Genomic DNA, 22,947 nt, shown 5'->3' on the forward strand with positions numbered 1-22,947 from the left:
GTTTTTAAAGATCGGTCCGCCAAACCCGCCGCGCCTGAACCACCACTACCCGGCACTGCTTCGTTTGCGTCGCTGCGTCTGCAGCAGAGAAGCGAGATTATGGAGAGCGGTCGACAACACGTCAATACCCTTCTGCGAATTTCTTTTGGGAGCAAAGACTGCCATCTCCATCGCATTGCCGCCAGCCCTCAAAAGAGTCAACTCTGTCCAGACCAAAAAATCAGCGAAAATAGTTAGCCATCCGATTCAACCCCGCCGAAGTCCTAATACCGACAAAACAAAGTAGTCCGAGCACGGCTCGAACTCACCACCGCTCCCCAAATTAAAGTTCTACCCTTCCCCGCCGTCAATCAGATCATCCCGCCACTTAAATTAGCTGCCGACTATGGACAATCCCGTCGACGCACACGTCGAGGACACCCAGCCCGCCGCGGCATCCCCGATGCTCGAGCCTGATACGGTGCCGGTAGGCACGCCGCTCCCATGGCCGATCGTCGATTCCGACGGCACGCTGCTCTTCGCACGCGCGACGACGCTCGCGACCACCGACGAGCGCGCCTTTCTGTTTCAACACTTCCGCCCGCAACGCGGCGACCTGTTCGACCTCGGCGCACAACAACCGCCGGCGCCAACCGCCCAGCCTGACCACGCCGGTGAGTTGACGCTGAAGGACATGCACCTCGAGATCGGCGCATTGATCGGCATGCGTTCGCAACTCGGCAGCGGCGCGCCGATGCAACCTTGCCGCATCATCGGTTTCGCGCCGAATCATGCGCTGTTCGTCACGCCGCCGATGCAGCAGGGCCAACCGCTGCCGCTCACGCCCGGCGAGAACGTCGAGGTCGTCGCGATCGCGAGTCAGGCCGTGTTCCGTTTCGTCTGCACGGTCGAAGCGGTCTGCCGCGTGCCGTTCGACTATGCCGTGTTGTCGAGGCCCGGCGTGGTCCGCCGGCTCCGTGAACGCAAATCGATCCGCGTCCATGCGCACCTGCCCGTGCGGTTTGGCATCGGCGGGAGCGGTGACACTTACGAAGGCCTTGGACTCGCCAAGGGCATCAGCGCGCTCGGCATGTCGTTGAGTGCGTCATGGACACTGGGCGAAGTCGGCGAGCGGCTGCGCATCGCGTTCCGGCTGAAGTCGGCCGAATACGATTCACAGATCGAGACGACGGCGGTGATCCGCAACGTTCAGAAGGGCAAAGCGCCTGGCGAGCCGTCCATGCATGGGCTCGAACTGGATCAACTCGATTCCGTTCAACAGATGGCGATGAAGGTGTTCGTGTTCGATCGTCAGGAGGACGTGCAGCACTGGTCCAACGGACTGAAATAAGCGGTACGGCCACAAAAGCAACGCGCGTGCGGACACAGCAGCGTCGACCTCGCTGCGCACACATCGATCAGCCGAGCAACTCTTCCGGCGTCAACCGCCGCGCTCCCCAGGCATTGGCGAGCACCTCGCAACGACCAAGCCGTATCGCACCACGCTCGAAATCGACGAACACGACTTCATCGACGTCGGCCGGCCGCGCGGGTTCGTCGCTCGTGCGGCCGTCGGTCAGAATCCATAACCAGCGCTGCTGGGCCGGCCGTCGCCGCGCGCAGCGTTCGAGCAGTTGCGCGGCGCTGCGCACGCCCGACGCGAGCGGCGAACCGCCGCCTCCGCCCACGGGCGCGAGCCATCGCTCGTTCCACCAGCGCGGCACGGCGGGGCCGAAGCGCACATCCGCTCCCGTACCGCCGAAGCAGATCAGCGCAGCCTCGGCGCGCATCGCACTCGCACGGTCGAACAAGGCAGTCAGTAGACCCTTCGCCAACGCGAGGCGTTGGCCCGCCAGCATCGACCCGGAGCAATCGAGCACGAAACAATGCAGCACACCGCCACGCGGCACTTCCCGTACGAAGCGCAGATGCTCACGACGCAGCGTGTGCTCGCGCATCGCGGCGAGCGTCGGTGGCCATGCAATGCGCCTGCCCGGTTCGCCGCGCGACGTCTCGCGCGAATCCGCCCCCACGCCTCGTCGCCATCGAAAACCGCTGCGCGAGTCAGCGGCGGCGCCTTTCCGATGGCTCAGCGTTTTTTTGCGTCGAGCGCAATGACGCCTTTGACAGGCAAAGCCGCCGCCGGCTCGGGCGGCAGGTAGCCCCAGTCGGAGTCGGCGGAAGGTGTCGTGGATGCAGCCGGATCGCCAGACGCACCCTCAGCGACGTCCCGTGCCGGCGCCTCGCGTTCTGGCCGGTGCTGATTCGCATGTTGCGAATCATGCTGACGCCGCCGATGAAGCAGCACCGGATCGGCAACGCGCTCCACATGCCGCACCGTCACCGCACCTGCCCGTTCGAATGCGGCCAGCGCGCGCGCCGCGCGCAGCATCACGAGGTCGGCGCGCAAACCGTCGACGGCCGCGTCGATGCATAGCGCGCTCACGCGCGCATGGACGGCGTCATCGAACGACAGCAGCGGCAGCGCCGCGCGCGCCGAGCGAATTCGCTGCGCGTATGAAGCCTGCTGCTCCGCGTAAACGGTACGAAACCCAGCGGGATCGAGATCGAACGCGAACCGCGCTTTGACGATCGCCTGCCGCACCTGCGGCTCGAACGCGTTCTGCAACTCCACCATCAGACCGAAGCGGTCGATCAATTGCGGCCGCAACTCGCCCTCTTCGGGATTCATCGTGCCGATCAGCACGAAGCTCGCGTCATGACTATGCGACACGCCATCGCGTTCGACGGTATTCACGCCGCTCGCCGCCGCATCGAGCAACGCATCGACGAGCGCATCGGGCAGCAGATTGACTTCGTCGACGTACAGCACGCCGCGATGCGCCTTCGCGAGCAGCCCCGGCGAGAAGCGCACCGAGCCGTCGCGCAACACGCTTTCGATATCGAGCGTGCCGATCAGACGATCCTCGCTCGCGCCAAGCGGCAGATTCACGAGCTCTCCCTCCGGCAGCAGTTCGGCGAGCGCGCGCGCGGCAGTCGACTTCGCAGTGCCACGCGGTCCGCTGATCAATACGCCGCCCAAACCCGGGTCGATCGCCGCGAGCACCAGCGCCTGCTGCAACGAGGCCTGGCCGATCAGCGCCGCAAACGGAAAAACGGGCCGCGCCGCCATACCCGATACACAGGCGGAGCTACCTGCGTCGTCCGCTCCTCGCATCGCTCCATTCATGTTTGTCTTCCTTCGATCTGCTGTTCGCTCGCAAGCAGATGCGTTTCCACCTGCGCGCGATAGTCACCCGGCTGCTGCCACAGCCCCCGCTGCATCGCCTCGAGCAAACGCTCGCAGATCGAATGCAGCGCATGCGGATTGTGCCGTTGCATGAACGCGCGCGTATCGGCGTCATTCAGATAAGCATCGGCGACGAGCGCGTATTGATGATCCGCGATCACGCGCGCGGTCGCGTCGTAGCCATACAGATAATCGACGGTCGCGGCGATCTCGGCCGCGCCCTTGTAGCCGTGGCGCTTCACGCCGTCGAGCCATTTCGGATTGACCACGCGCGAGCGGATCACGCGCGCGATCTCCTCCTGCAACGTCCGCACGCGCGGCGCGGCCGGATTGCTGTGATCCGCGTGATAGACGCGCGGCTGCCGACCTGCCAGATGCCGCACCGCCGCGACCATGCCGCCCTGAAACTGGTAGTAGTCGTTCGAATCGAGCACGTCGTGCTCGCGGTTGTCCTGGTTCTGCAGCACGAGGTCCATCGCTGCGAGGCGCGTGCCAAACGCTTGATGCGCTTGCTCGCCCGCGCTCTTCTGCGCGTACGCATATCCGCCCCATGCCTGATACGCATTCGCGAGATCGGCGTCGGTCTGCCATTGGCGCGAGTCGATCATCTGCTGCAGACCCGCGCCGTACGTGCCCGGCCGCGCGCTGAACACGCGCCAGCCGGCGCGCTTGCGCGCTTCGACCGGGTCCATGCCGCGCGCGATCAACGCATCGCGTTCGCGCTGCACGCGCGCGCGAATCGGATTCAGCTCCGCGGGCTCGTCGAGTTCGGCCACCGCTTGCACGGCCGCATCGAACAGATGCATCACGTTCGCGAACGCATCGCGAAAGAAACCGGATACGCGCAACGTGACGTCGATACGCGGCCGATCGAACGCGTCGATCGGCATGATCTCGAAGTCCGTCACACGGTGGCTGCCCGGCGCCCATTTCGGCCGCACGCCGAGCAGCGCGAGCGCCTGCGCGATATCGTCGCCGCCGGTGCGCATCGTCGCGGTGCCCCAGACCGACAGGCCGATCGCGCGGGGATAATCGCCGTGCTCCTGCAGATGCCGCTCGATCAGTTGCTGCGCCGATTTCAGGCCGAGTGCCCACGCGGCTTGCGTCGGCACCGCGCGCGTGTCGACCGAATAGAAGTTGCGGCCGGTGGGCAGCACGTCGGGCCGACCGCGCGACGGCGAACCGCTTGGACCTGGCGGCACGAAACGTCCTTCGAGGCCGCGCTTTAGCTGCGTCATTTCCTGCGGGCCGCAGGCGTCGAGACGCGGCAGCACGTCGTCGCGCAGACGTCCGATCACCTGTGCCGCTTGCGGCAGACTTTCGTCGGCTACGGGGACGGCCTGCGAACGATCCGCGTCATCGCAATCGACACCGCAGACGCCGCGCAACAGCTCGCCCGCCAGCAATTCCAACCGCTCGCGCGTATCGCCGTAATGTCGCCACGGCGCATCGCTGACCCGCTGCAATACATCGGGTCGCGGGCCGTCCCATGCGGCGGCCCAATCCACCGTCAACGGGTCGAACCGATGATCGATGCGCAGATCGCGCGCCAGCGCGTCGACGAGCCCCGCCTTGCCGCCCTGCCCATCGCCGACCGGAAAGCGCCCGAGCGCGAGCAGCGTGTCGCGCCGCTGCACGCCGCGCGGCGACTGCCCGAACGTATGCAGGCCATCGCGAATCTGCGCTTCCTTCAGCTCGCACAGCCACGCATCGACGCGTGTGAGCAGCGCGTCTTCATCGTCCTGTCGGTTTGGCGCCGCGAGACTCAGCTCTTCGTGCAACCGATGCTCGACGATCGTCGTCAGAATCGTGCGACGCAAGAGCTTCGCGCGACGCGAATCGACCATCAATGCTTCGTAGTATTCGTCGACCTGGCGTTCGAGGTCCTGCAGCGGCCCATAGTTTTCGGCGCGTGTAAGCGGCGGCATCAGATGATCGATGATCACCGCCTGCGCGCGCCGCTTCGCCTGGCTGCCCTCGCCCGGATCGTTGACGATGAACGGATACAGATGCGGCATCGGTCCGAGAATCAGATCGGGCCAGCACGCGTCGCTCAAGGCGACGCTTTTGCCCGGCAGCCATTCCAGGTTGCCGTGCTTGCCGACGTGCACGAGCGCGTCGATGCCGAACTGATGGCGCAGCCAGAAATAGAACGCGAGGTATGCGTGCGGCGGTACGAGTTCGGCATCGTGATAGCTCGCGTAGTCGCCGTGCTCGCGCGAACGCGCAGGCTGAATGCCGACGAACACCTGGCCGCAGCGCCAGCCGGCGATCATGAAGCGGCCGCGCCGTAGCGTGGGGTCCTGCTCGGGCATGCCCCAGCGAGCGTTCAACGCGTCGCGCACGCTCGCCGGCAACGCGTTGAAATGCGCGAGATAGTCGTCGAGTGCGAGGCTTTGCAGGGCCGGACGCAGATCGCGTACGACCGGATCGTTGGTCACGCCTTCGGTCAGCCTGTTCAACAACGCGTCGCCGTTTTCGGGTAGTTCGCCGACCCGATAATCTTCATCGCGCAGCATCGACAGAATGCCGACCACCGACGCCGGCGTATCGAGCCCGACGCCATTGCCGATGCGCCCTTCGCTGATCGGATAGTTGGCGAGAATCAACGCGACTTTCTTGTCGGCGTTATCGAGCGAACGCAAACGGCACCAGCGCCGGCTCAGCTCGGCGAGAAAGCGCACCCGTTCGAGGTCGGGCTGATAGCGGACCACGTCGACCTGCGTATGCGCACAGCGATACGCGAGCCCCTTGAAGCTGATCGCGCGCGTGATGATGCGCCCGTCCACTTCGGGCAGCGCGATATGCATCGCGATGTCGCGCGAATTGAGGCCGTGGTTGTCCTTCAGCCAGTCTTCGCGATTGCCGCCGCTCAGGATTACCTGGAACACCGGCGCGTCGCCGGCGAGCGCGAGCGGTTCGGGGTCGTCGATCGCGGAAGCGGCGAACGCGGTCGTGTTCAGCACGAGCGCGACGCCATGTTGCGCGCACAGCGACTGCACGACATCGCGGCTCACCGCATCCTTCAGCGACGTGATCGCGAGCGGCAGCGGATTGAGCCCTTGCGCTTCGAGCGCGTCGATCAGCGCATCGAACACCGCGGTATTGGCGGCCTGCAGATGCGCCTTGTAGAACAGAATCGCGACGACCGGCGCGTCTTGCCGCCAACGCGCCTGCCAGTCGGCGACGATGGGGGTATCGCGCTCGGGGTGATACAGCGACGCGGCCGGCAACGCGCGCGGCGGATCGGGTTCGCGCCCCCAGTCGAGCGCGCGATACGCGACGCAGCGCAAAAACGCCTCGGCGTTCTGCGGACCGCCCTCGCGCAGATAGCGCCACAGCTGCTGACACAACTCGGCGCTCGCGGTGCTGCGCGCGAGCAGGTTCGGGTCTTCCTGCAGATCGCCGGAAAACATCGCGAGTGTTTGCTGTTTGCGCTGCGCGAGCGCGACCACCTGCTCGATGCCGTACGGCCAATACGTTTCGCCGCCGAGATGATCGACGACGACCACGCGCGCTTGCTGCAACACGTCGTCCAGATAGAAATCGACCGAGGCAGGCTGACGCAGATACGTGACGTTCGCGAGCCGCACGCTCGGAAAGCCGTCGCCGAGACGCGGCACCACGCTCGCGAGCAGCGACAGCGTGGTGTCGGCGGAACTGAGCACGACGATCTCGGCGGGCTGCTGATCGATGCGGATCACGCCCTGCGTATCGTCGACGAAGCCGCCCGGCGTCGTGCGCAGCAGATGCATGCTGGTGCGCCCGTTTATGCCGTCGCGTTCGACGTCGCGCCGAGCGCCGCGTCGAACGCCTGTTGCAGCGCGTGCTGGTCGAGGTCTGCGCCGATCAGCACGAAACGGCTCAACGCGCCGTCGCCATTTTCACCCGCTTGCCAGCGCCGGTCGAAGTAGCTGTCGAAGCGCCGGCCCACGCCCTGGATCACGAGACGCATCGCCGCGCCCTGCAGTGCCGCGAAGCCTTTGACACGGTAAATCGTGTGGGTTTCGACGAGCGCCTGCAAGGCGGCGAGCGCCGCGTCGCGCGACGGTACCGAGGCCTGCACGACGACCGAATCGAATTCATCGTGGTGATGATCGGGGTCGTCGGCGGAACCGTGGTGGTCATGACGCAGGTGGATCGTCTCTTCCGACGCCGCTTCGAGGCCCAGCAGCGTATGCAGGTCGAGCCGCCCCTGCTGCGCGCGCACGATCTTCACCTGCGGCGGAATCTCCGCGCGGATCGCGGCTTCGACCTCATGCTGCCGCGCGTCGTCGATCAGATCGGTCTTGTTCAGAATCACCAGATCGGCCGCCGACAACTGGTCTTCGAACAGCTCATGCAGCGGCGACTCGTGATCGAGATTCGGATCGGCCTTGCGCTGCGCATCGACGGCGAGCGGGTTATCGGCGAACTGGCCGCTCGCGGCGGCCGGGCCGTCCACCACCGTCACCACCGCGTCGACCGTGAAGCCATTGCGGATCTGCGGCCAGTTGAACGCCTGCACGAGCGGCTTCGGCAACGCGAGCCCCGACGTTTCGATCAGCACGTGATCGAGTTCATCGCGGCGCTCCGCGAGCTTTTCCATCACCGGGAAAAATTCTTCCTGCACGGTGCAGCACAAACAACCGTTCGCGAGTTCATACAATTGCCCTTCGGTCTCGACGCCGCTTTCATCGCAACCGATGCCGCAGCCCTTGAGGATTTCGCCGTCGATGCCGAGCTCGCCGAACTCGTTGACGATCACCGCGATGCGCTTGCCGCCCGCATGCTGAAGAATGTGCCGCAGCAGCGTGGTTTTGCCGCTGCCGAGAAAGCCCGTGACGATCGTGACGGGGATCTTGCGCAATTGAGTTTGCATCGTGAGGTCCATCCCTTGGTGTTGATCGGTATGCCGGAAAGTCCGCGCGTGGGTCCGCGTCGGCTGGCGAATGGAGCGAATGAAGCACGCGCAGCAGTACCAGCGATCACCAGACACGGGGACGAACGACGGCATGGCCGCGACAACGGAAATACAGAAAGCGGAACTGAGGTCATGAACGCGCCGCCGCCTCCCCGCGGCGGTCGTTCTGTTTCGTTGGGCCGGTATCCGGGCTGGCGAAAGCGCCGCTTCCCCTTCCCGGCCGAGTGGTTTCTCGTCCAGTGGTGAAATGTCCACGCGAGCTTGCGCGAGGACATCGAAGCCGGCACTGCGGTGCCCGGCTATCAAGCCGGAACCGCTTTTCGCTTACCGTTGCGGGGACAGCACAGGTTAGCCGCTCCAGAGCAGGTGGCTCCCTGTTTCCCGTTTAACTGCATGCGCACGAGCGCGCACGCGGGCACCCAAAGTGCGTGCGAGTGTAGGCCCGCGGCCTTGCGCAGTCAAGCAACGCAGCGAGCCGGAAAGCGCCGCCGAGGCTTATCCGGCAAGGCGCCATGTGCTATCGTATGCGCGCGTTTGGTGCCCGCACATGCGCTCGCGTGTGCAGTTAAACGGGAAACAGGCAGCGCCTCGCGCGTTCAACCTGTGCTGTCCCCGCAACGGTAAGCGACCTGCGGCGCGCGATTCGATTCGCCTTCGATTCCGACGTGCCGCGCATGCGTTTTTTGATGCCACTGTCCCGCGAATCCACAAACCGGGACGGGAAGGCGAAGCGCATGAGGCCGCCAGCCCGGATACCGGCCAGACGCGGAGGCGGTGCCGCATTGCATCCGTGCATCACGTGGCGCCGCCGGCCGCCGGAATCCGCGGGGAACGGATGTGAAGGCGTAGCAGCGCGGCATCGCGCGTGCCCGGATTCGCAGTTCCGCATGACCTCTATATTCATCGCCGCGCGCGCTGTCGCACGCCGCTTCTGTTCTTCCATCACCGCATGGCGCGCGCCATGCACGCCGCGATGACGCGCGCCTGGCTGATCGGCGCCGGTCCCGGCGACGTCGAACTGATCACGCTGAAGGCCACCCGTGCGCTCGCGCAGGCCGATGTCGTGCTCGTCGACGATCTGGTGAATCCCGACGTGCTGCAGTTCGCGCGCACCGACGCGCAAGTCGTGTACGTCGGCAAGCGCGGCGGCCATCCGTCGACGCCGCAAGCCGACATCGTCGCGCAAATGCTCGGGCATCTGCGCGCGGGGCGCAGCGTCGCGCGGCTCAAGGGCGGCGATCCGTTCGTGTTCGGCCGCGGCGGCGAAGAGTTGCAGGCGCTGCAGGCCGCGGGTATCGAAGTCGACGTGATCAACGGCATCACGGCCGGCATCGCGGCGCCCGCGGCGCTCGGTATCGCGGTCACGCATCGTGATCACGCGCAGGGCGTCGTGTTCGTCACCGGCCACGGCGCCGGCAGTGGCGAGCCGGACTGGGCCGCGCTCGCCGCGACGCGCATGACGCTGGTGATCTACATGGGCATGCACCGGCTCGGCGAGATCGCCCGCGCATTGCTCGCGGCCGGCATGTCCGCCGACACGCCGTGCGCGGCGATCGAGTCGGCGACGCGGCCTGAGCAGCGTCATGTGCTCGCGCCGCTTCGCGAGTTCGCCGAGGCGGTGGCGCGCGCGGGGCTCGGCTCGCCGGCGATCGTCGTGATCGGCGGTGTGGCGTCGCTCGCACTGGCGCGTGATGCGGCCAAACGCGACGCCGGCGTTGCTCACGAACTGGCAGCGAGCGCGACACGACACGGACTCGGACGCGCGATCAAAACGCTGAGCGTCGGCATCGGTTGCCGCTTGCACAGCGAAGCCGCTGAGATCGAAGCCGCCGTCCGCACAGCGCTCGGATCGAATACCTTCGAGCAGATCCGCGCGATCGCGACGATCGACACCAAAGCCAACGAAGCCGGTCTGCTCGAATTCTGCTCACGTCATCAGCTGCCGCTGCAACTGTTCAGCCGCGAGCAGATCGCCGCGGTACCGGTCGCGTCGCCGTCGGCGGCGGCACACGCGCAGCTCGGCGTCGATGGTGTGTGCGAGCCGTGCGCGCTGCTGGCGGCAACGGCGCCGGACTCCACCACAACCGCGCAAAACGCGCGTCTGATCGTACGCAAGACCGCGCACGCTGGCATCACGGTGGCAATCGCAGCGGCGAACAATGCTGCCCTTAGCGACGCGCCCCCATCCCATCCCGCCCCTCAAAACCAGGACCCTCGATGAAAACCGATCCGGAATCGCATCAACGCATGACCGAACGCCGCCGCGAAGGCCACGAAAAGAAGCAGGCCGGCGCGACCGTCGAAAAAGGCCTGCTGATCGTCAACACCGGCACCGGCAAGGGCAAGAGCACGGCCGCGTTCGGCATGGCCGTGCGGGTGCTCGGCCACGGCATGCGGCTCGGCGTCGTGCAGTTCATCAAGGGCGCGCTGCATACGTCGGAGCGCGATTTCCTCGGCGCGATCGCGCAATGCGATTTCGTCACGATGGGCGACGGCTACACGTGGAACACGCAGAACCGCGAGGCCGACATGGCGACTGCGCGCAAAGGCTGGAACGAAGCGCGGCGGATGATCGAAAGCGGCGACTACCAGATGGTGATCCTCGACGAGCTGAACACCGTGCTGAAGTACGAATACCTGCCGCTCGACGAAGTGCTCGCGGTGATCAACGCGCGTGCGCCGATGTTGCACGTCGTCGTGACCGGACGCCATGCGCCGGACGCGCTGATCGAAGCCGCCGACCTCGTCACCGAAATGCGCGCGATCAAGCATCCGTATCGCGAGCAAGGTGTGAAGGCGCAGCGCGGCGTGGAGTTCTGAGCGATGTCGGCAACCCGCAACGGGGCTTGGTCCGGGGCGCCCCCCAAGCGGACTTCCTTCGGGGCGTCCCCCCAGGGGACTTCCTTCGGGGCGTGCCCCGCGCTGTTCATCAGCGCGCCCGCGTCGGGACAAGGCAAAACCACGATCACCGCCGGTCTCGCGCGCTATCACCGGCGGCTCGGACGTCGCGTGCGCGTGTTCAAGACCGGGCCGGATTTTCTCGATCCGATGATCCTCGCGCGCGCGAGCGGAGCGCCGGTGCTGTCGCTCGATCTGTGGATGGTCGGCGAAAGCGCATGCCGCAACCTGCTCGCGCGGGCGGCGCAAGAAGCCGATCTGATCCTGATCGAAGGGGTGATGGGCCTGTTCGACGGCACGCCGAGCAGCGCCGATCTGGCGACCACGTTCGGCGTGCCGGTGCTCGCGGTGATTTCCGCGCAGGCGATGGCGCAGACCTTCGGCGCGGTCGCGTTCGGCCTTGCGCGCTTCAGACCGCAACTGCCGTTCCACGGCGTGTTCGCGAATCGCGTCGGCTCCGCTCGGCACGCGCAGATGCTGCAGGAAGCACTGCCGCCCGAGTTGCGCTCGTGCGGCCACCTCGCCGCGAGCGACGAGATCGCGCTGCCCGACCGCCACCTCGGCCTACACCAGGCCGATGAAATCGACGATCTCGAAGCGCGCCTCGAACGCGCGGCGGATACGCTCGCGTCGACCGCGCTCGCCGAACTGCCGGCGCCGGTCGATTTCGGCGTGCCCTCGCCCGAAGTGCTGCCGCGTCTGCTCGAAGGCAAGCACATCGCGATCGCGCGCGACGCCGCGTTCTCGTTCATCTATCCGGCCAACGTCGCGCTGCTCGAAGCGCTCGGCGCGCGGCTCAGCTATTTCTCCCCGCTTGCCGACGAAGCGTTGCCCGCCGGCACGCACGCGCTCTATCTGCCGGGCGGCTATCCCGAGCTGCATCTGGCGACGCTCGCGGGCAACGCGACCAGCGCGGCATCGATCCGCGCGCACGTCGAGGCGGACAACCCGGTGGTCGCCGAGTGCGGCGGCATGCTCTATCTGCTCGACACGCTGACCGACGCGCAAGGCACTAGCAAGGCGATGCTGGGCCTGCTGCCCGGTCACGCGACGATGCAAACGCGCTTCACGTCGCTCGGCATGCAGCAGATCGATGGCGTCCACGGCACGCTGACCGGTCACACGTTTCACTACTCGAAGCTCGCGACGCCGCTCGCGCCGCAGCGCTTCGCCACGCGCGCGCACAGCGACACGCCCGGCGAAGCGGTGTTCCGCGTGGGCCCGATTGTGGCAACCTATATGCACGCTTACTGGCCCTCCAACCCGGCTTTCACGGCCGCCCTCTTTCATGGCGAAGCCTTTTGACGACTCCGAGCGCGATGCGGTCTACCGCGCGATTTACGAACGCCGCGACATGCGCCACTTCGTGCCCGATCCGGTCGATCCGGCGGTGCTGCGGCGTCTGCTCGACGCGGCGCATCACGCGCCGAGCGTCGGCTACATGCAGCCGTGGCGCATCGTGCGCATCACCGACGCGGCGCTGCGCACGGGCTTGCGCGACATCGTCGAGCGCGAACGGCTCGCCACCGCCGATGCACTCGGCAAGCGTCGCGACGAGTTCATGAAGCTGAAGGTGGAAGGCATGCGCGAATGCGCGGAGCTGCTGGTGATCGCGTTGATGGACGGGCGCGAGCGACACGTCTTCGGCCGCCGCACGCTGCCGGAGATGGATCTCGCGTCGGTCGCGTGCGCGATCCAGAACATGTGGCTCGCCGCGCGCGCGGAAGGACTCGGGCTTGGTTGGGTGTCGCTATTCGATGTCGGCGCGGTGCACCAGCTACTGGCGATGCCGGAAGGCGCGCGGCCGGTCGCGATTCTGTGCCTCGGCCACGTCGCTGCGTTCTATACCGAGCCGATGCTCGAAACGCAGCGCTGGGCGAGCCGCCTGCCGCTCGCCGATTGCGTGTTCGAAAACCGCTGGCCGCGAGACGAGCCGGCGCAGGAATAACTGATACTCGCGGCCCCGGCGACCCGAGGCTGCGTTTTAACGCTGCAACGGCTCCATCGAGTCGACGTTCGCCCCACCGCTCGTCTTGTCGATGCTGAGCTTCACACGCCAGTCGGCCGGTGCATCGAACGGCAGCTTCGCGAGCGCGGTTTTCACGAGCAACGGCAGTGCATGCAGCGGGTCCGCGTCGCGATCCATGAACACCGCGCCAACCTTGTAGCGCTCGGTGCCGCTCGCGTAGTCGAAAAAGCGCAGCGTCAGCGCGTGCTGATACTTGCGCCCAAACAACAGCGCGCCTGGACCGTCGCTGCCCGCGCCGCAATCGGCGGGCGCGCAATCCTCACCGCCGATGCCGATCGACGCCGGCCGCGTGCTATACGCCATCGACAGCAGATAATGCGCGGGCTTGCCCGCCGTATCGACGAACCCGTGTTTCGCCAACTCGCCGCGCAACAGCTTTTCGACTTGCGGATGATCGGCGCTGTCGTCCTGCGGCTGCGTGCGCGCGAGCGAATAGGTCTGCTCGCCTTGCAGCGCAACGGCGCGGTCGGCGCCGTTAGCGGAGACGGTGTGCACGTCGGCGCTCAGGCCCGCGCAAGCGGTGAGGCTCGACGCGGCCAGCGCGGCACAGAGGTGAGCGATCTTTGCCATTGTTTGTTTTCTCTCTAGTACATCGAATACATCAAAGGCGCATCAGACGCGCGGTGCGATCGATTCGTCGAGGGGTGCGTCGTCGAGCGCGGGCAGCCAGATCGTGAAGGCCGTCCCCTCGCCGGGCGCGCTGACGACTTCGACGCTGCCACCGTGGCGCGTGACGACGGTTTTGACGAACGCCATGCCGAGTCCCGCGCCGCCCACTTCCGGCCGCTCCGCCTCGTGAAAACGGCGAAAGCGCTCGAACAATCCCGCTTGCTGCTCCTCAGGAATGCCATAGCCCTGGTCGCGAATCGTGCACGACACGCGCGGCGCCTCGCTGCCCGCGCGCTTTGCCGCCGGCTGGCCAGCGAAGCTGCACACGATGCGCGTGTCGGGCGGACTGTACTTGACCGCATTGTTCAGGATATTGACGAGCGCGCGTGTCATCAGCGAGCGGTCGGCGCAGATCCAGGGATCGTCGTCGGCGTCCTCGCCGGATTCCGTATGCAGCGCGATGCGCTTCGCATGCGCCTGCGGCCAGACCTCGTCGCTCGCATCGATGACGAGTTCGGTCAGACTCAGCGGCTCGAGCACATAGGCCTGCGATTCGGCGCGCGCCAGTTGCACGAAGTCGTCGGCAAGCGTGAGCGCGCGTTGCGCGTAGCGTTCGATGCGCTCCAGCACGCTGCGCGCGAGCGCAGGCTCGGTCCGCGCGCGCTCGATCTCGACCAGCGCAATGATCGACGCCTGCGGCGAGCGCATGTCGTGCGACAGCAGCCGCAGCGCGTCTTCGCGCTGACGCTCGGCCGCATGGAGCGCCGACACGTCGACGAGACCGGCGATCCAGCCGGTCGTCTCGCCCCGCGCGTTGGTGCAGGTCGCATAGCGCAGCAGATGGTCGCGCTCGTTTGCGTCGCGCACCTCGACGCCCTGCGCCATCAGCGCCGCGAACTCGCCGCGCGTCGGATCGAGGAGCGCCGGCCAGTGCGCGCGCGCGGACAGATTGCGCTCGTTGTCCGTGGCCGCGCCGGTGTCGATCGTCTTCACGAGCGTGAGACCGCCGAGCACGCTCTGCATCGGCTGGCCTTCGGGCATCGGCGCGCCTAGCCGAGCGAAATGCGCTTTCGCCGCGTGATTCGCGATCAGCACGACGCCGGCCACGTCGCTGACGAGAATCGGCTCCGGCACGCTATCGAGGCTGTCCCACACGAAGCGCTTCATGTCCTGCACCCGTTGCGCGGCCTGAGCCATCAGCGCCATGTGCTGCGCGAGCACGTCGCCGCCGAACTCGCGGCGGCGCTTCGGCGTCTCGGGCAGCAGATGCGGCTCGTCGGCGAGACGCTGCAGTTCGCCGCGCAGATACGCCATCGTCATTTCGAGGCGTCGCCAGTTCCAGATCGGATAGACGATCACGACGCCGAGGATCGCCGGCACCGGCGAGATCCACAGCCTGCCGCCGTACAGCAGCAGCGCGCTGCCGGTCGCGGCGAACAGCACCAGCGCGCCGGTCAGCAACAACGAGCGGCGCGGCGACAGCACGAGGAAGCCGGCGAGCAGCGCGGCGAGCGGCCCGAGCGCCGCCGCGAACACGACCCACAGCGCGACCGGCTGGATCTCGCGGCCGCTCAGCAGCGTGTCGAGCACGTTCGTGTGGATGTAGACGCCGGGCAGCGGTCCGAGCTCGCCCGATACCGGTGTCGCGAAGCGGTCGTACAGACCCGACGCCGTCACGCCGATCACGACGATGCGCCCGCGCAACTGATCGGCCGGCACCTTGCCGGCGAGCACGTCGGCGAAACTGAGCTTTGGGTAGTTCGCGGCGTTCGGGCCGAACGGAATCAGGAAGCGCTCTTCGCCGCCGTCGTCGCTGCCGCGTGCGGGCTCGTTCGAGGAGCGCGGCGGCAGGCCGCCGCGCAGATGCAGCTTGCCGTGTTCGACCGCGTCGGCGACGAGCACCATCAGTTGCGGCCAGCGCGAGCGCTCGTCGCCCTGGAAGCGCGCGACGCTGCGCACGATGCCGTCGCGGTCCACTTCGAAATTGATGTGACCAAGCCCGGCAGCAGCCTGCGCGAGCGGCGCGACGGGTTCATCGACGGTGCGCTTGCCGCTCGCCTCGGGCGGCGTCAGCAGCACGGGCAGATAGGTCGGGCTCAGCGCAATTGCGCGGGCGAGCTGGGCGTCGTCGACATTGGGTTCGGTGAACAGTACGTCGTAGATCACCGCGGCAGGTTTGGCCGCGGCGATCTGCTCGAGCAGCCGCGCGTGCACGCTGCGCGGCCACGGCCAGCGGCCGAGTGCGTCGATGCTCGCGTTGTCGATCTCGACGACGACGATGTCGGACAGCAGCGGCTGCTCGCGCAGCTTCAGAAACTGGTCGTACACCAGCAGATCGATGCCGGCGCCGACGCGCCCGAACGACGTCAGCAAGATCACCACGAAGCCGAGACAGCCAACGCTGACCCACTCGATCAGAAAGCGCCGGCCGGCGCGCCGGCCGAGACGGGCGCGCGGATCGAGGCTCAATCGCGTAGAAGTGGCGGGCAAGGGACGATGTAGTCGGGAACGGGAGGACGGACCGGCCAGCAGGCCGGCCCCGAGAATCTACCAGCGTCAGCGCGCAAGCGTAAAGGAGTGGACCGGACTGCTCTTTTCGTAGAAGCGGCCGTTGTCGAACTGCTCGGCGACGATCGTCCAGTAGTAGACGCCCGGAGGCAGATCGCTGATCACGAGTTCGCCGCTCGGCAGATCGGGGCGATCGATTATCGGATGGCTCAGTTCGGCCGTTTTCGCGAGCAGGAAGCGGAAACGGGTCGGCACGTCGCTGTGGCTGACGAACCAGCGGAACTCGTAGTCGCGGCTACCCGCGCGCTGCGCGGCCGAAGCGTCCAGCCCCAGCTGGCGGCGCTCGAACGCGTACACGTTCGGCAGGCCGTCGAGACCGTTGCTATCGATCGACGCGACGCGCACGAAGTACGTGCCGTCGGGCAGATCGCCGAAGTCGGCATGCGGCGCGCTCACCCGCAGATCTCGCACCAGGTCCAGTTGATCGGCGTCGTGCGAAATCTGCAGCCGATAGCCGACCGCGTGCTCGGCCGGGTTGATGTCGAACGCGACGCTCTTGCCGTCCTGCACGCGCGCCGGCCGCGCGAGCGCGGGTGCGGGCAACAGCTGGACCGGACTGCCGACCGCGCCGCCCGAGTGCGTGACGTTGCCGAAGCTTGCCTCGACCAGCTGCTCGGACGCCTGCAACGGCCTGCCTGGCGCCGGCGCGGCGCTCTGGCCATGCTGCGTGGCCGGATCGACGCCGACCGCGCCGTCGAGCACCGCCACCGCGGTGGTTTGCGTATCGCCGTCGTAATCGACGCGGAAACGCGTGCCGCGCACTCCGGCGACCACCGAAGGCGAACGGATCTGGAAGCGATCATCGGGTCGCTTCGCATGCGTGACCTGGCTCTCGACCTCGCCGGCGCGCAGCTCAAAGATGCGATCGACGACGCCGGTCAGCGTGACGTGCCGCAGTCTCTCGATATTGAGTTCGCCGTTCTGCGCGACCGTCACGTATGAGCCGCCGGGCAGCTCGAGCGTCGCGAACCCGTTCGCGCCGGTACGCAAGCGATCGCCCTCGGCAAGCGTTTCACCGGTTTTCAGCGGCAGATAGGGGCTCGAGTCGAACGCGTGCTCGACCGGACCGCTGGTCGCGATCACGCGAGCCGTGTCCCGATCCTGGCGCAGCCTTCGGGACGGCAAACGCAGCACGATGCCGGCCGCCATGCGGCGCGGCGCGGGCACGTGATTGAGGCTGCTCAACAGCGCCCAGTCGGTCGGATCGGCCATGTAGCGGGCGGCGATGTCATACAGCGTGTCGCCCTCGTGCGTCGTGTACGAAGCGTAGACCGGCGACGCCTTCGCTCCGGTCTTGCCGCGCGCGGGCTGCGCGTGCGCGAGCGCGCTCCAGCCGGTCGCGCCCGTTGCCATCAGACAGGCCGCGGCAAGCCACGCGGCGGCGCGGCGGCCGGGCATGGCGGCGCTGCCCGATGCCGCCCCATCCACGCAGACCGTCACGCTTCCCCCGCTTCTTCAGTGGGTTCGTCGTCGGCGGCCGGTGGTGTGCCGGTTTCGATCTGCTCGAGGCGGTAGCCATAGCCGTAGATCGGCGTGAGCCGATAACCGTGCTCGGGGCGCAGACCGAGCTTGCTGCGCAACATCGACACATGAGTGTCCATCGTGCGCGACGGGATGTCCGTGGCCTGCTTCCAGATCACGTCGAGAATGTGTGCGCGCGACAACGGCCGGCTCATATGCTGGAACAGCAGCAGCGCGAGTTCGAACTCTTTCTGCGTGACGGAGACCGGGGTGCCGCGGACCACGACGTGCTTGACGCTCAGGTCGAACTCGAAGTCGCCGAATACTTCCCTCGTTGCCGGCGGCTTCAGGTAATACGCGCGCCGCAGCAGGGAACCAACCCGCGCGAGCAGCACGGCGCCCGACACGGGCTTGACGAGATAGTCGTCGGCACCGGTATTCAGAATCGAAGTGATGTCGGTTTCGCGGCCGCGGCTCGTCATGAACAGCACCGGCAGGCGCTCGGACAGGCTTTCGCGCACCCAGCGAAGCACTTCTTCGCCGGACATGTCGGGAACGTTCCAGTCGAGCACGAGCAGATCGAACGTCTGACGACGCAACTGGCGCACGAGTTCGGCCCCTGCGCCATACGCGTGACAGACGTGTCCAGCGGCGGACAGCGTTTGACATACAAGGTCGGCCTGAGCCGAATCATCATCGAGGACTGCAATTCTCATAACACCCCACAACGCAACAGCGCCTTCATGGCTGACGGCCGGGATGACGGTGCAGCACCGCCGATCCGGCTTCGCAAAAAATTCCGGCTGTTACTTTCTGATTAATGGTCCCTCGCCGTACCCCGCGATGACGCTGCTTTCATGAAGCGGAAATCAGCGCATAAATGTAATTTCCATAGCGATTATGCAGGGCAGATCATGATAATCGAAAACCTTCTATCTTCCCGTTTGCCGTGTACCGGCAATCCGTCGCGAAAAACCCTAATCAGAAACGGCTGACGCGCTTTTCAGGTTTTTCTGGTCTGCCACCACTAGCCGGCGCCGGAAGGAAGTGGCACTGCGGACGGAAGATCCTTGCTGGAGCGGCTGTTTGACCACGCTCGCTTATCGGCTTTAAGATTCCTTTCAGGTACTCTTATTTAACAATTGCGTGTTCAGTATAAGAATAATCTCAAAAGAAATCGTTTAAACATTGTTAGATTTGTCCCGGTCGAGTTGTCATTCGAGGCAGTCGGCGTGGTCGGGAGAGCGACTCAAAGCCCTCGTTTTGCATAAGGCATTCGACTGCTTCACATTGTTGGCCGACGCGATGACGCGCCGCGAGACGGACCGTCAGCGGGTGATGCGCAGCGTTAGGGCCGCCGGCAAAAAAATGCGGCGCTGCCCCTGTCGAAGCAACGCCGCCAACAAACACTACACACGCTCGCCGGGGTCTAACCGCACGAGTAACGTCAAGTTAGCCCGGGAAAAAGCCATGCTCAAGATGAAAGAACTTCCTTTGTAACCGTTGGCGAAGTAGTTATTACGCGCCGCACCAGCGCGCGCGACGCGCAAGTCTTACACAGCGCGAGTTCGAAATTGGTATGAGTTGAAGTCCCCATCGACGGTAATTTACATACACAGACGCTTTGTTACAGTGTGGCCCCCATTGGCGTTGCCGCGGCGCGTCAGATTTCCCCCCTTGCGTGTCTGCGTGGCCCGTCTGCGTTGCCTCGTTCGGTCGCTTGCCCACGCGTTCAACGCGCGCCTTCGATGTCCGGCATAGGCGCGAACAGCGCGTCGAGATCGTCGTCCGAGAACTTTGCGGCCCCGGCCGCATCTTCCGCGAGAATGCTGTCGGCGAGCACGGCCTTGTGCTCCTGCAACGCGACGATCTTTTCCTCGATGCTGCCGGCCGCGATCAACTTGTACACGAATACCGGCTTGTCCTGTCCCAGCCGATGCGCGCGGTCGGTCGCCTGGTTCTCGGCGGCCGGGTTCCACCACGGGTCGTAGTGGATCACCGTGTCGGCGGCGGTCAGGTTCAGCCCCACGCCGCCGGCCTTCAGGCTGATCAGGAACAGCGGCACCTCGCCCTGCTGGAACCGCTCGACCGGGCTCACGCGATCGGCCGTGTCGCCCGTCAGCATGACGTACGGGATCGCGGCTTCGTCGAGCGCCTCGGCGATCAACGCGAGCATGCCGGTGAACTGCGAGAACAGCAGCACGCGGCGTCCCTCCTCGATCAGTTCGGGCAGCATCGACAGCAGCAGTTCGAGCTTGGCCGAGCGCATCGTGCGCTCGCCGCCGCCCGTGGCAGCGCCGTCCGCGATACCGCTGGCGGTGCGCACGAGCCGCGGATCGCAGCACACCTGGCGCAGCTTCAGCAACGCATCGAGCACGATGATGTGGCTGCGCGCGAGCCCCTGCGCGCTGACCGCCGCGCGCACCTTGTGCTGCATCGCGGTGCGCACGGTTTCGTACAGGTCGCGCTGCGCGCCTTCGAGATCGACCGGACACACGATCGTCGTCTTCGGCGGCAGCTCCTTCGCGACCTCGTCCTTGCGACGGCGCAGCATGAACGGCCGGATGCGGCGCGCGAGCAACGCGCGGCGCACGTCGTCGCCGTTCTTTTCGATCGGATTGCGCCAGCGTCGCGTGAAGTCCTTCTGGCTGCCGAGAAAGCCCGGCAGCAGAAAATCGAATTGCGACCACAGCTCGCCGAGATGATTCTCGAGCGGCGTGCCCGTCAGGCACAGCCGATGCCGCGCCCGCAAGCCGCGAATCGCCTGGGCGGCTTTGGTGGTCGCGTTCTTCACGTACTGCGCCTCATCGAGAATCAGCAGATGATAGTCGTGCTCGGCGAGCACCTTCTGATCGCGCCACAACAGCGCATAAGTGGTCAGGATCAGCTCGGCTTCGCCGATCTGCTCGAAACGCTCCTTTCTCTGCGGCCCGTTCAGCACCAGCACTTTCAGCTCCGGCGCAAAGCGGCGCGCTTCCTCGCGCCAGTTGTGCACGAGCGTGGTCGGCACGACGATCAGCGCGGGATGCGTGAGCCGCCCCGCTTCCTTCTCGGCGAGAACGTGCGCGAGCGTCTGCACGGTTTTGCCGAGGCCCATGTCGTCGGCGAGCACGCCGGCCAGATCCTGTTCGCGCAGGAACTGCATCCAGTTCAGGCCCTGGTGCTGGTACCCGCGCAGCTCGGCCTTCAGCCCGCGCGGCACCGGCACTTCGCGCAGGCCCGGACCGGCTTGCAGACGGCGTGCGAGCTCGCGGATCGAATCGTCGCCGCTGAACTGCCAGCGGCCGGTGTCGTGCAGCGCATCGAGGCGACCCGCATCGACCGCGGGCACGCGCAGCGGCGCGCCTTCGGCAAGCGCGCCGCCGAGCGAATCGAACAGATCGACCAGCACGCGCACCACCGGCTTCAGACGATCGGCGCGCAACCGCAGGCGCTTGTTCTCCTCGGTCTTCAGCTCGATCGGCTCGTCGTCTCGAATACGCTCCAGCGCGCCAGAGAGCCAGCGCCGGTCGCGCCGGAACAGATCGGCCAGCAGCGGTTCGAGCCGCACGTTGCGCTCGCCGACGCGGATGCCCATCTCCAGATCGAACCAGCCGTCGCCGGCCTGCTGCGCGGTGCCGTCGATCGCGTCGATCTCGATCACGTTGTAGCGGAACTCGGGCGCCATCGTCACGCGCCAGCCCTTCGCGACCAGATCCGGCACCGCGTCGTTGACGAACTCGGACCACGCATCGGTGTCGGGCAGACCGAGCATCGTGTCGGGCAACAGACGCGACGCATGCAGGTTGCGCGTCGGCACCTTTTGCAGACCGGTCCTGCGCAATTCCAGCAGACGCTTTTTCTCGGCGTCGTAGCGCCGGCGGATGTGAATCACGTCGCCGCGCGGCAGCGGCACCAGCGTCACGCTGCTGTCGGCGTTGATGCTGACACCGTCGTAGTCGAAGCTCGCGGCCGCCAGTTCTACCGCGGCGGACTTGCGCTCCGCGGCCTTCGCGGCCTTCGCGGTTTTCGCCGTTTTGATGCCCTTCCCCGCGCCGGGCAGCGCATGGCTGTTCAGCGTCAGCACCGGCACCGGTTCGACGTCGATCACCCGGATCGCGGGCGCGTCGTGGGTCGGCGGCAGCGGCAGCTCGGGCGCGATCTCGCGCAGCACCGACGCGACGAGCGGCGCCTCGGCGAGCGAGATCGGCGGCATCGCGAGGTAGTCGGGCAGTTGCTGGAACGGCAGCGACAGTGGCACGACGCCCGCCTCGTTGGCGACGCCGTCCACGTACCAGACCGGCTCGGTCGGGAGCACCATGCTCGCGCGCGGTTCGGTGCGCAGTACCGGACGCAGGCGCTCGTCGGCGAGCGGCTCCCATTCGATGCGCCCGAGGCGGTCGGCGGCGCGCGCGAGCGGCGTCGGTCCGGCCTGGCCCGGCGCGATCCCGAAGTCGAAGAACAGGCGCCCGGTCGCGATCAGCTTCTGCAGCGTTTCCGCGCCACTCGTGCCACGCAGCACGAACTGGCCCAGGTCCTCGCGCGAGCGACCGAGCCATAGGCCGCGGAGGATCGACAGGTCTTCGTCGGACACGAAGCGCGGCTGCCTGAGCAGCGCGCCTTCGACGTCGCCCCAACTGTCGCCGACTTCGACGATCATGCCGTCCGCGTCGCAACGCGCGCGATGCAGCACGACTTCGTGGCGCATATGAAAACGCGACCAGTTGAGCCGATAGGCGAGCGTTTCTTTGCGCGTGGCGTCGAGCTTCCGGGCGGCGTCTTTTCCGGCGGCGTCGGCCGCGCGGGCGCGCGCGCGAAAACGCTCGAGCCAGCTGACCAGTTCGGGTCGCACACCTTGAGATGAAGATGGAGATGGAGACGGTGATGGCGCCGGCGGCGCGCCCGGCACCGTAATCCGTCGCGCGATGAACACCGCCGACGTCGCCGGGTCACTATCGTCCTCGACCTGCGTGATGTGATCCATCTCGTCGTGGTAGTCGAGTTCCGCGAGCAGCAGCGCCGCGACGTGCTTGCAATTGCGGCCGACCGGGCACGTGCATTTGCCTTCGGCCGACGGCGACCCGCCATCGGTGCGAAAGCGAACCCGCGTCAGGTACGGCCCCGGCTGCGAGCCCTGCACGTCGCCCGACAGCGTGTCCCCCTGCCATTTGACGTTGCTGACCGCGCCCACCGAGCGCGCCTTGGCGACGGTGCGCTCACCGAGCCATTCCGCAATCCTTTCCCGATCGAAGAAAACTGATGACATCCGCG

15 protein-coding genes, 1 pseudogene and 2 riboswitches are annotated in these 22,947 nt (G+C 66.5%); of the genes and pseudogenes, 7 read left to right on the forward strand and 9 right to left on the reverse strand.

Annotated elements, in window-relative coordinates; translation table 11 throughout:
* Both HDG37_RS38800 and HDG37_RS17530 read left to right on the forward strand, forming a co-directional pair.
* Positions 1 to 237 (forward strand): hypothetical protein (locus tag HDG37_RS38800; RefSeq protein WP_221312055.1); only part of this gene is annotated, 237 nt, incomplete at its 5' end.
* Positions 238 to 385: 148 nt separating this feature from the next.
* Entirely contained in the window at positions 386 to 1,330 is a 945-nt protein-coding gene (locus HDG37_RS17530) for a flagellar brake protein (protein ID WP_184049800.1), read from the forward strand.
* 67 nt (positions 1,331 to 1,397) lie between these two features.
* Here HDG37_RS17530 and HDG37_RS17535 read toward each other — a convergent pair whose 3' ends face one another.
* From HDG37_RS17535 to cobW, 4 genes are read right to left on the reverse strand one after another with little or no spacing between them, the layout of a single operon-like run.
* Positions 1,398 to 2,012, reverse strand: coding sequence for a VWA domain-containing protein (locus HDG37_RS17535; protein WP_184049802.1), 615 nt, complete (start codon positions 2,010 to 2,012; stop codon positions 1,398 to 1,400).
* A gap of 56 nt (positions 2,013 to 2,068) precedes the next feature.
* Positions 2,069 to 3,169, reverse strand: a complete 1,101-nt coding sequence (locus HDG37_RS17540; protein WP_184049804.1) for an ATP-binding protein — start codon at positions 3,167 to 3,169, stop codon at positions 2,069 to 2,071.
* Complete coding sequence (cobN, locus tag HDG37_RS17545) at positions 3,166 to 6,984, reverse strand: cobaltochelatase subunit CobN (RefSeq protein WP_184049806.1); 3,819 nt, start codon at positions 6,982 to 6,984, stop codon at positions 3,166 to 3,168. The genes HDG37_RS17540 and cobN overlap by 4 nt, the downstream gene beginning before the upstream one ends.
* Positions 6,985 to 6,998: 14 nt before the next feature.
* The gene (gene cobW / locus HDG37_RS17550) at positions 6,999 to 8,090 is read right to left on the reverse strand and encodes a cobalamin biosynthesis protein CobW (RefSeq protein WP_311541494.1); all 1,092 of its coding nucleotides are present in this window, start codon (positions 8,088 to 8,090) and stop codon (positions 6,999 to 7,001) included.
* Between the two features lie 201 nt (positions 8,091 to 8,291).
* Positions 8,292 to 8,570, reverse strand: a riboswitch (cobalamin riboswitch).
* Between the two features lie 80 nt (positions 8,571 to 8,650).
* Positions 8,651 to 8,911: riboswitch (cobalamin riboswitch) on the forward strand.
* Positions 8,912 to 9,105: 194 nt separating this feature from the next.
* Here cobW and cobA point away from each other — a divergent pair.
* The 5 genes and pseudogenes from cobA to bluB all read left to right on the forward strand — a co-directional run.
* Positions 9,106 to 9,843: pseudogene (gene cobA / locus HDG37_RS40040) on the forward strand (uroporphyrinogen-III C-methyltransferase); the annotation flags it as partial.
* Between the two features lie 75 nt (positions 9,844 to 9,918).
* Complete coding sequence (locus HDG37_RS40045) at positions 9,919 to 10,353, forward strand: cobalamin biosynthesis protein (protein ID WP_311541499.1); 435 nt, start codon at positions 9,919 to 9,921, stop codon at positions 10,351 to 10,353.
* Positions 10,350 to 10,952: a cob(I)yrinic acid a,c-diamide adenosyltransferase gene (gene cobO / locus HDG37_RS17560; RefSeq protein WP_090805916.1), complete on the forward strand. Its 603-nt coding sequence runs from the start codon at positions 10,350 to 10,352 to the stop codon at positions 10,950 to 10,952. Before HDG37_RS40045 ends, cobO begins: the two co-directional genes overlap by 4 nt.
* 3 nt (positions 10,953 to 10,955) lie before the next feature.
* The gene (locus HDG37_RS17565) at positions 10,956 to 12,335 is read left to right on the forward strand and encodes a cobyrinate a,c-diamide synthase (RefSeq protein WP_260334910.1); all 1,380 of its coding nucleotides are present in this window, start codon (positions 10,956 to 10,958) and stop codon (positions 12,333 to 12,335) included.
* Complete coding sequence (gene bluB, locus HDG37_RS17570) at positions 12,319 to 12,978, forward strand: 5,6-dimethylbenzimidazole synthase (RefSeq protein ID WP_184049812.1); 660 nt, start codon at positions 12,319 to 12,321, stop codon at positions 12,976 to 12,978. Before HDG37_RS17565 ends, bluB begins: the two co-directional genes overlap by 17 nt.
* A 36-nt stretch (positions 12,979 to 13,014) precedes the next feature.
* On the opposite strand, the gene HDG37_RS17575 is transcribed toward bluB, so the two are convergent.
* The 5 genes from HDG37_RS17575 to HDG37_RS17595 form a co-directional block, all read right to left on the reverse strand.
* Complete coding sequence (locus HDG37_RS17575; protein ID WP_184049814.1) at positions 13,015 to 13,629, reverse strand: DUF4136 domain-containing protein; 615 nt, start codon at positions 13,627 to 13,629, stop codon at positions 13,015 to 13,017.
* Between the two features lie 42 nt (positions 13,630 to 13,671).
* Complete coding sequence (locus HDG37_RS17580; protein ID WP_184049816.1) at positions 13,672 to 16,158, reverse strand: CHASE2 domain-containing protein; 2,487 nt, start codon at positions 16,156 to 16,158, stop codon at positions 13,672 to 13,674.
* Between the two features lie 66 nt (positions 16,159 to 16,224).
* On the reverse strand, positions 16,225 to 17,676 hold the full coding sequence (locus HDG37_RS17585) for a FecR domain-containing protein (RefSeq protein ID WP_184049818.1): 1,452 nt from the start codon (positions 17,674 to 17,676) through the stop codon (positions 16,225 to 16,227).
* Positions 17,673 to 18,413, reverse strand: coding sequence for a response regulator transcription factor (locus HDG37_RS17590; protein ID WP_184049819.1), 741 nt, complete (start codon positions 18,411 to 18,413; stop codon positions 17,673 to 17,675). Before HDG37_RS17590 ends, HDG37_RS17585 begins: the two co-directional genes overlap by 4 nt.
* A 1,016-nt stretch (positions 18,414 to 19,429) precedes the next feature.
* Positions 19,430 to 22,942: a DEAD/DEAH box helicase gene (locus tag HDG37_RS17595; protein ID WP_184049821.1), complete on the reverse strand. Its 3,513-nt coding sequence runs from the start codon at positions 22,940 to 22,942 to the stop codon at positions 19,430 to 19,432.
* Positions 22,943 to 22,947 lie beyond the last annotated feature (5 nt).

The sequence above is a fragment of the Paraburkholderia sp. MM5384-R2 genome, assembly GCF_014201025.1.
GTDB classification, from domain to species: Bacteria; Pseudomonadota; Gammaproteobacteria; order Burkholderiales; family Burkholderiaceae; genus Paraburkholderia; species Paraburkholderia tuberum.

Excerpts from the sequence above, each read along its gene's own strand:
- cobO (WP_090805916.1), top strand. The coding sequence starts at position 10,350 with ATGAAAACCGATCCGGAATCGCATCAACGCATGACCGAACGCCGCCGC.
- cobW (WP_311541494.1), bottom strand. The coding sequence starts at position 8,090 with ATGCAAACTCAATTGCGCAAGATCCCCGTCACGATCGTCACGGGCTTT.
- HDG37_RS17565 (WP_260334910.1), top strand. The coding sequence starts at position 10,956 with ATGTCGGCAACCCGCAACGGGGCTTGGTCCGGGGCGCCCCCCAAGCGG.
- cobN (WP_184049806.1), bottom strand. The coding sequence starts at position 6,984 with ATGCATCTGCTGCGCACGACGCCGGGCGGCTTCGTCGACGATACGCAG.
- HDG37_RS17575 (WP_184049814.1), bottom strand. The coding sequence starts at position 13,629 with ATGGCAAAGATCGCTCACCTCTGTGCCGCGCTGGCCGCGTCGAGCCTC.
- HDG37_RS17590 (WP_184049819.1), bottom strand. The coding sequence starts at position 18,413 with ATGAGAATTGCAGTCCTCGATGATGATTCGGCTCAGGCCGACCTTGTA.
- HDG37_RS17595 (WP_184049821.1), bottom strand. The coding sequence starts at position 22,942 with ATGTCATCAGTTTTCTTCGATCGGGAAAGGATTGCGGAATGGCTCGGT.
- bluB (WP_184049812.1), top strand. The coding sequence starts at position 12,319 with ATGGCGAAGCCTTTTGACGACTCCGAGCGCGATGCGGTCTACCGCGCG.
- HDG37_RS17530 (WP_184049800.1), top strand. The coding sequence starts at position 386 with ATGGACAATCCCGTCGACGCACACGTCGAGGACACCCAGCCCGCCGCG.
- HDG37_RS17540 (WP_184049804.1), bottom strand. The coding sequence starts at position 3,169 with ATGAATGGAGCGATGCGAGGAGCGGACGACGCAGGTAGCTCCGCCTGT.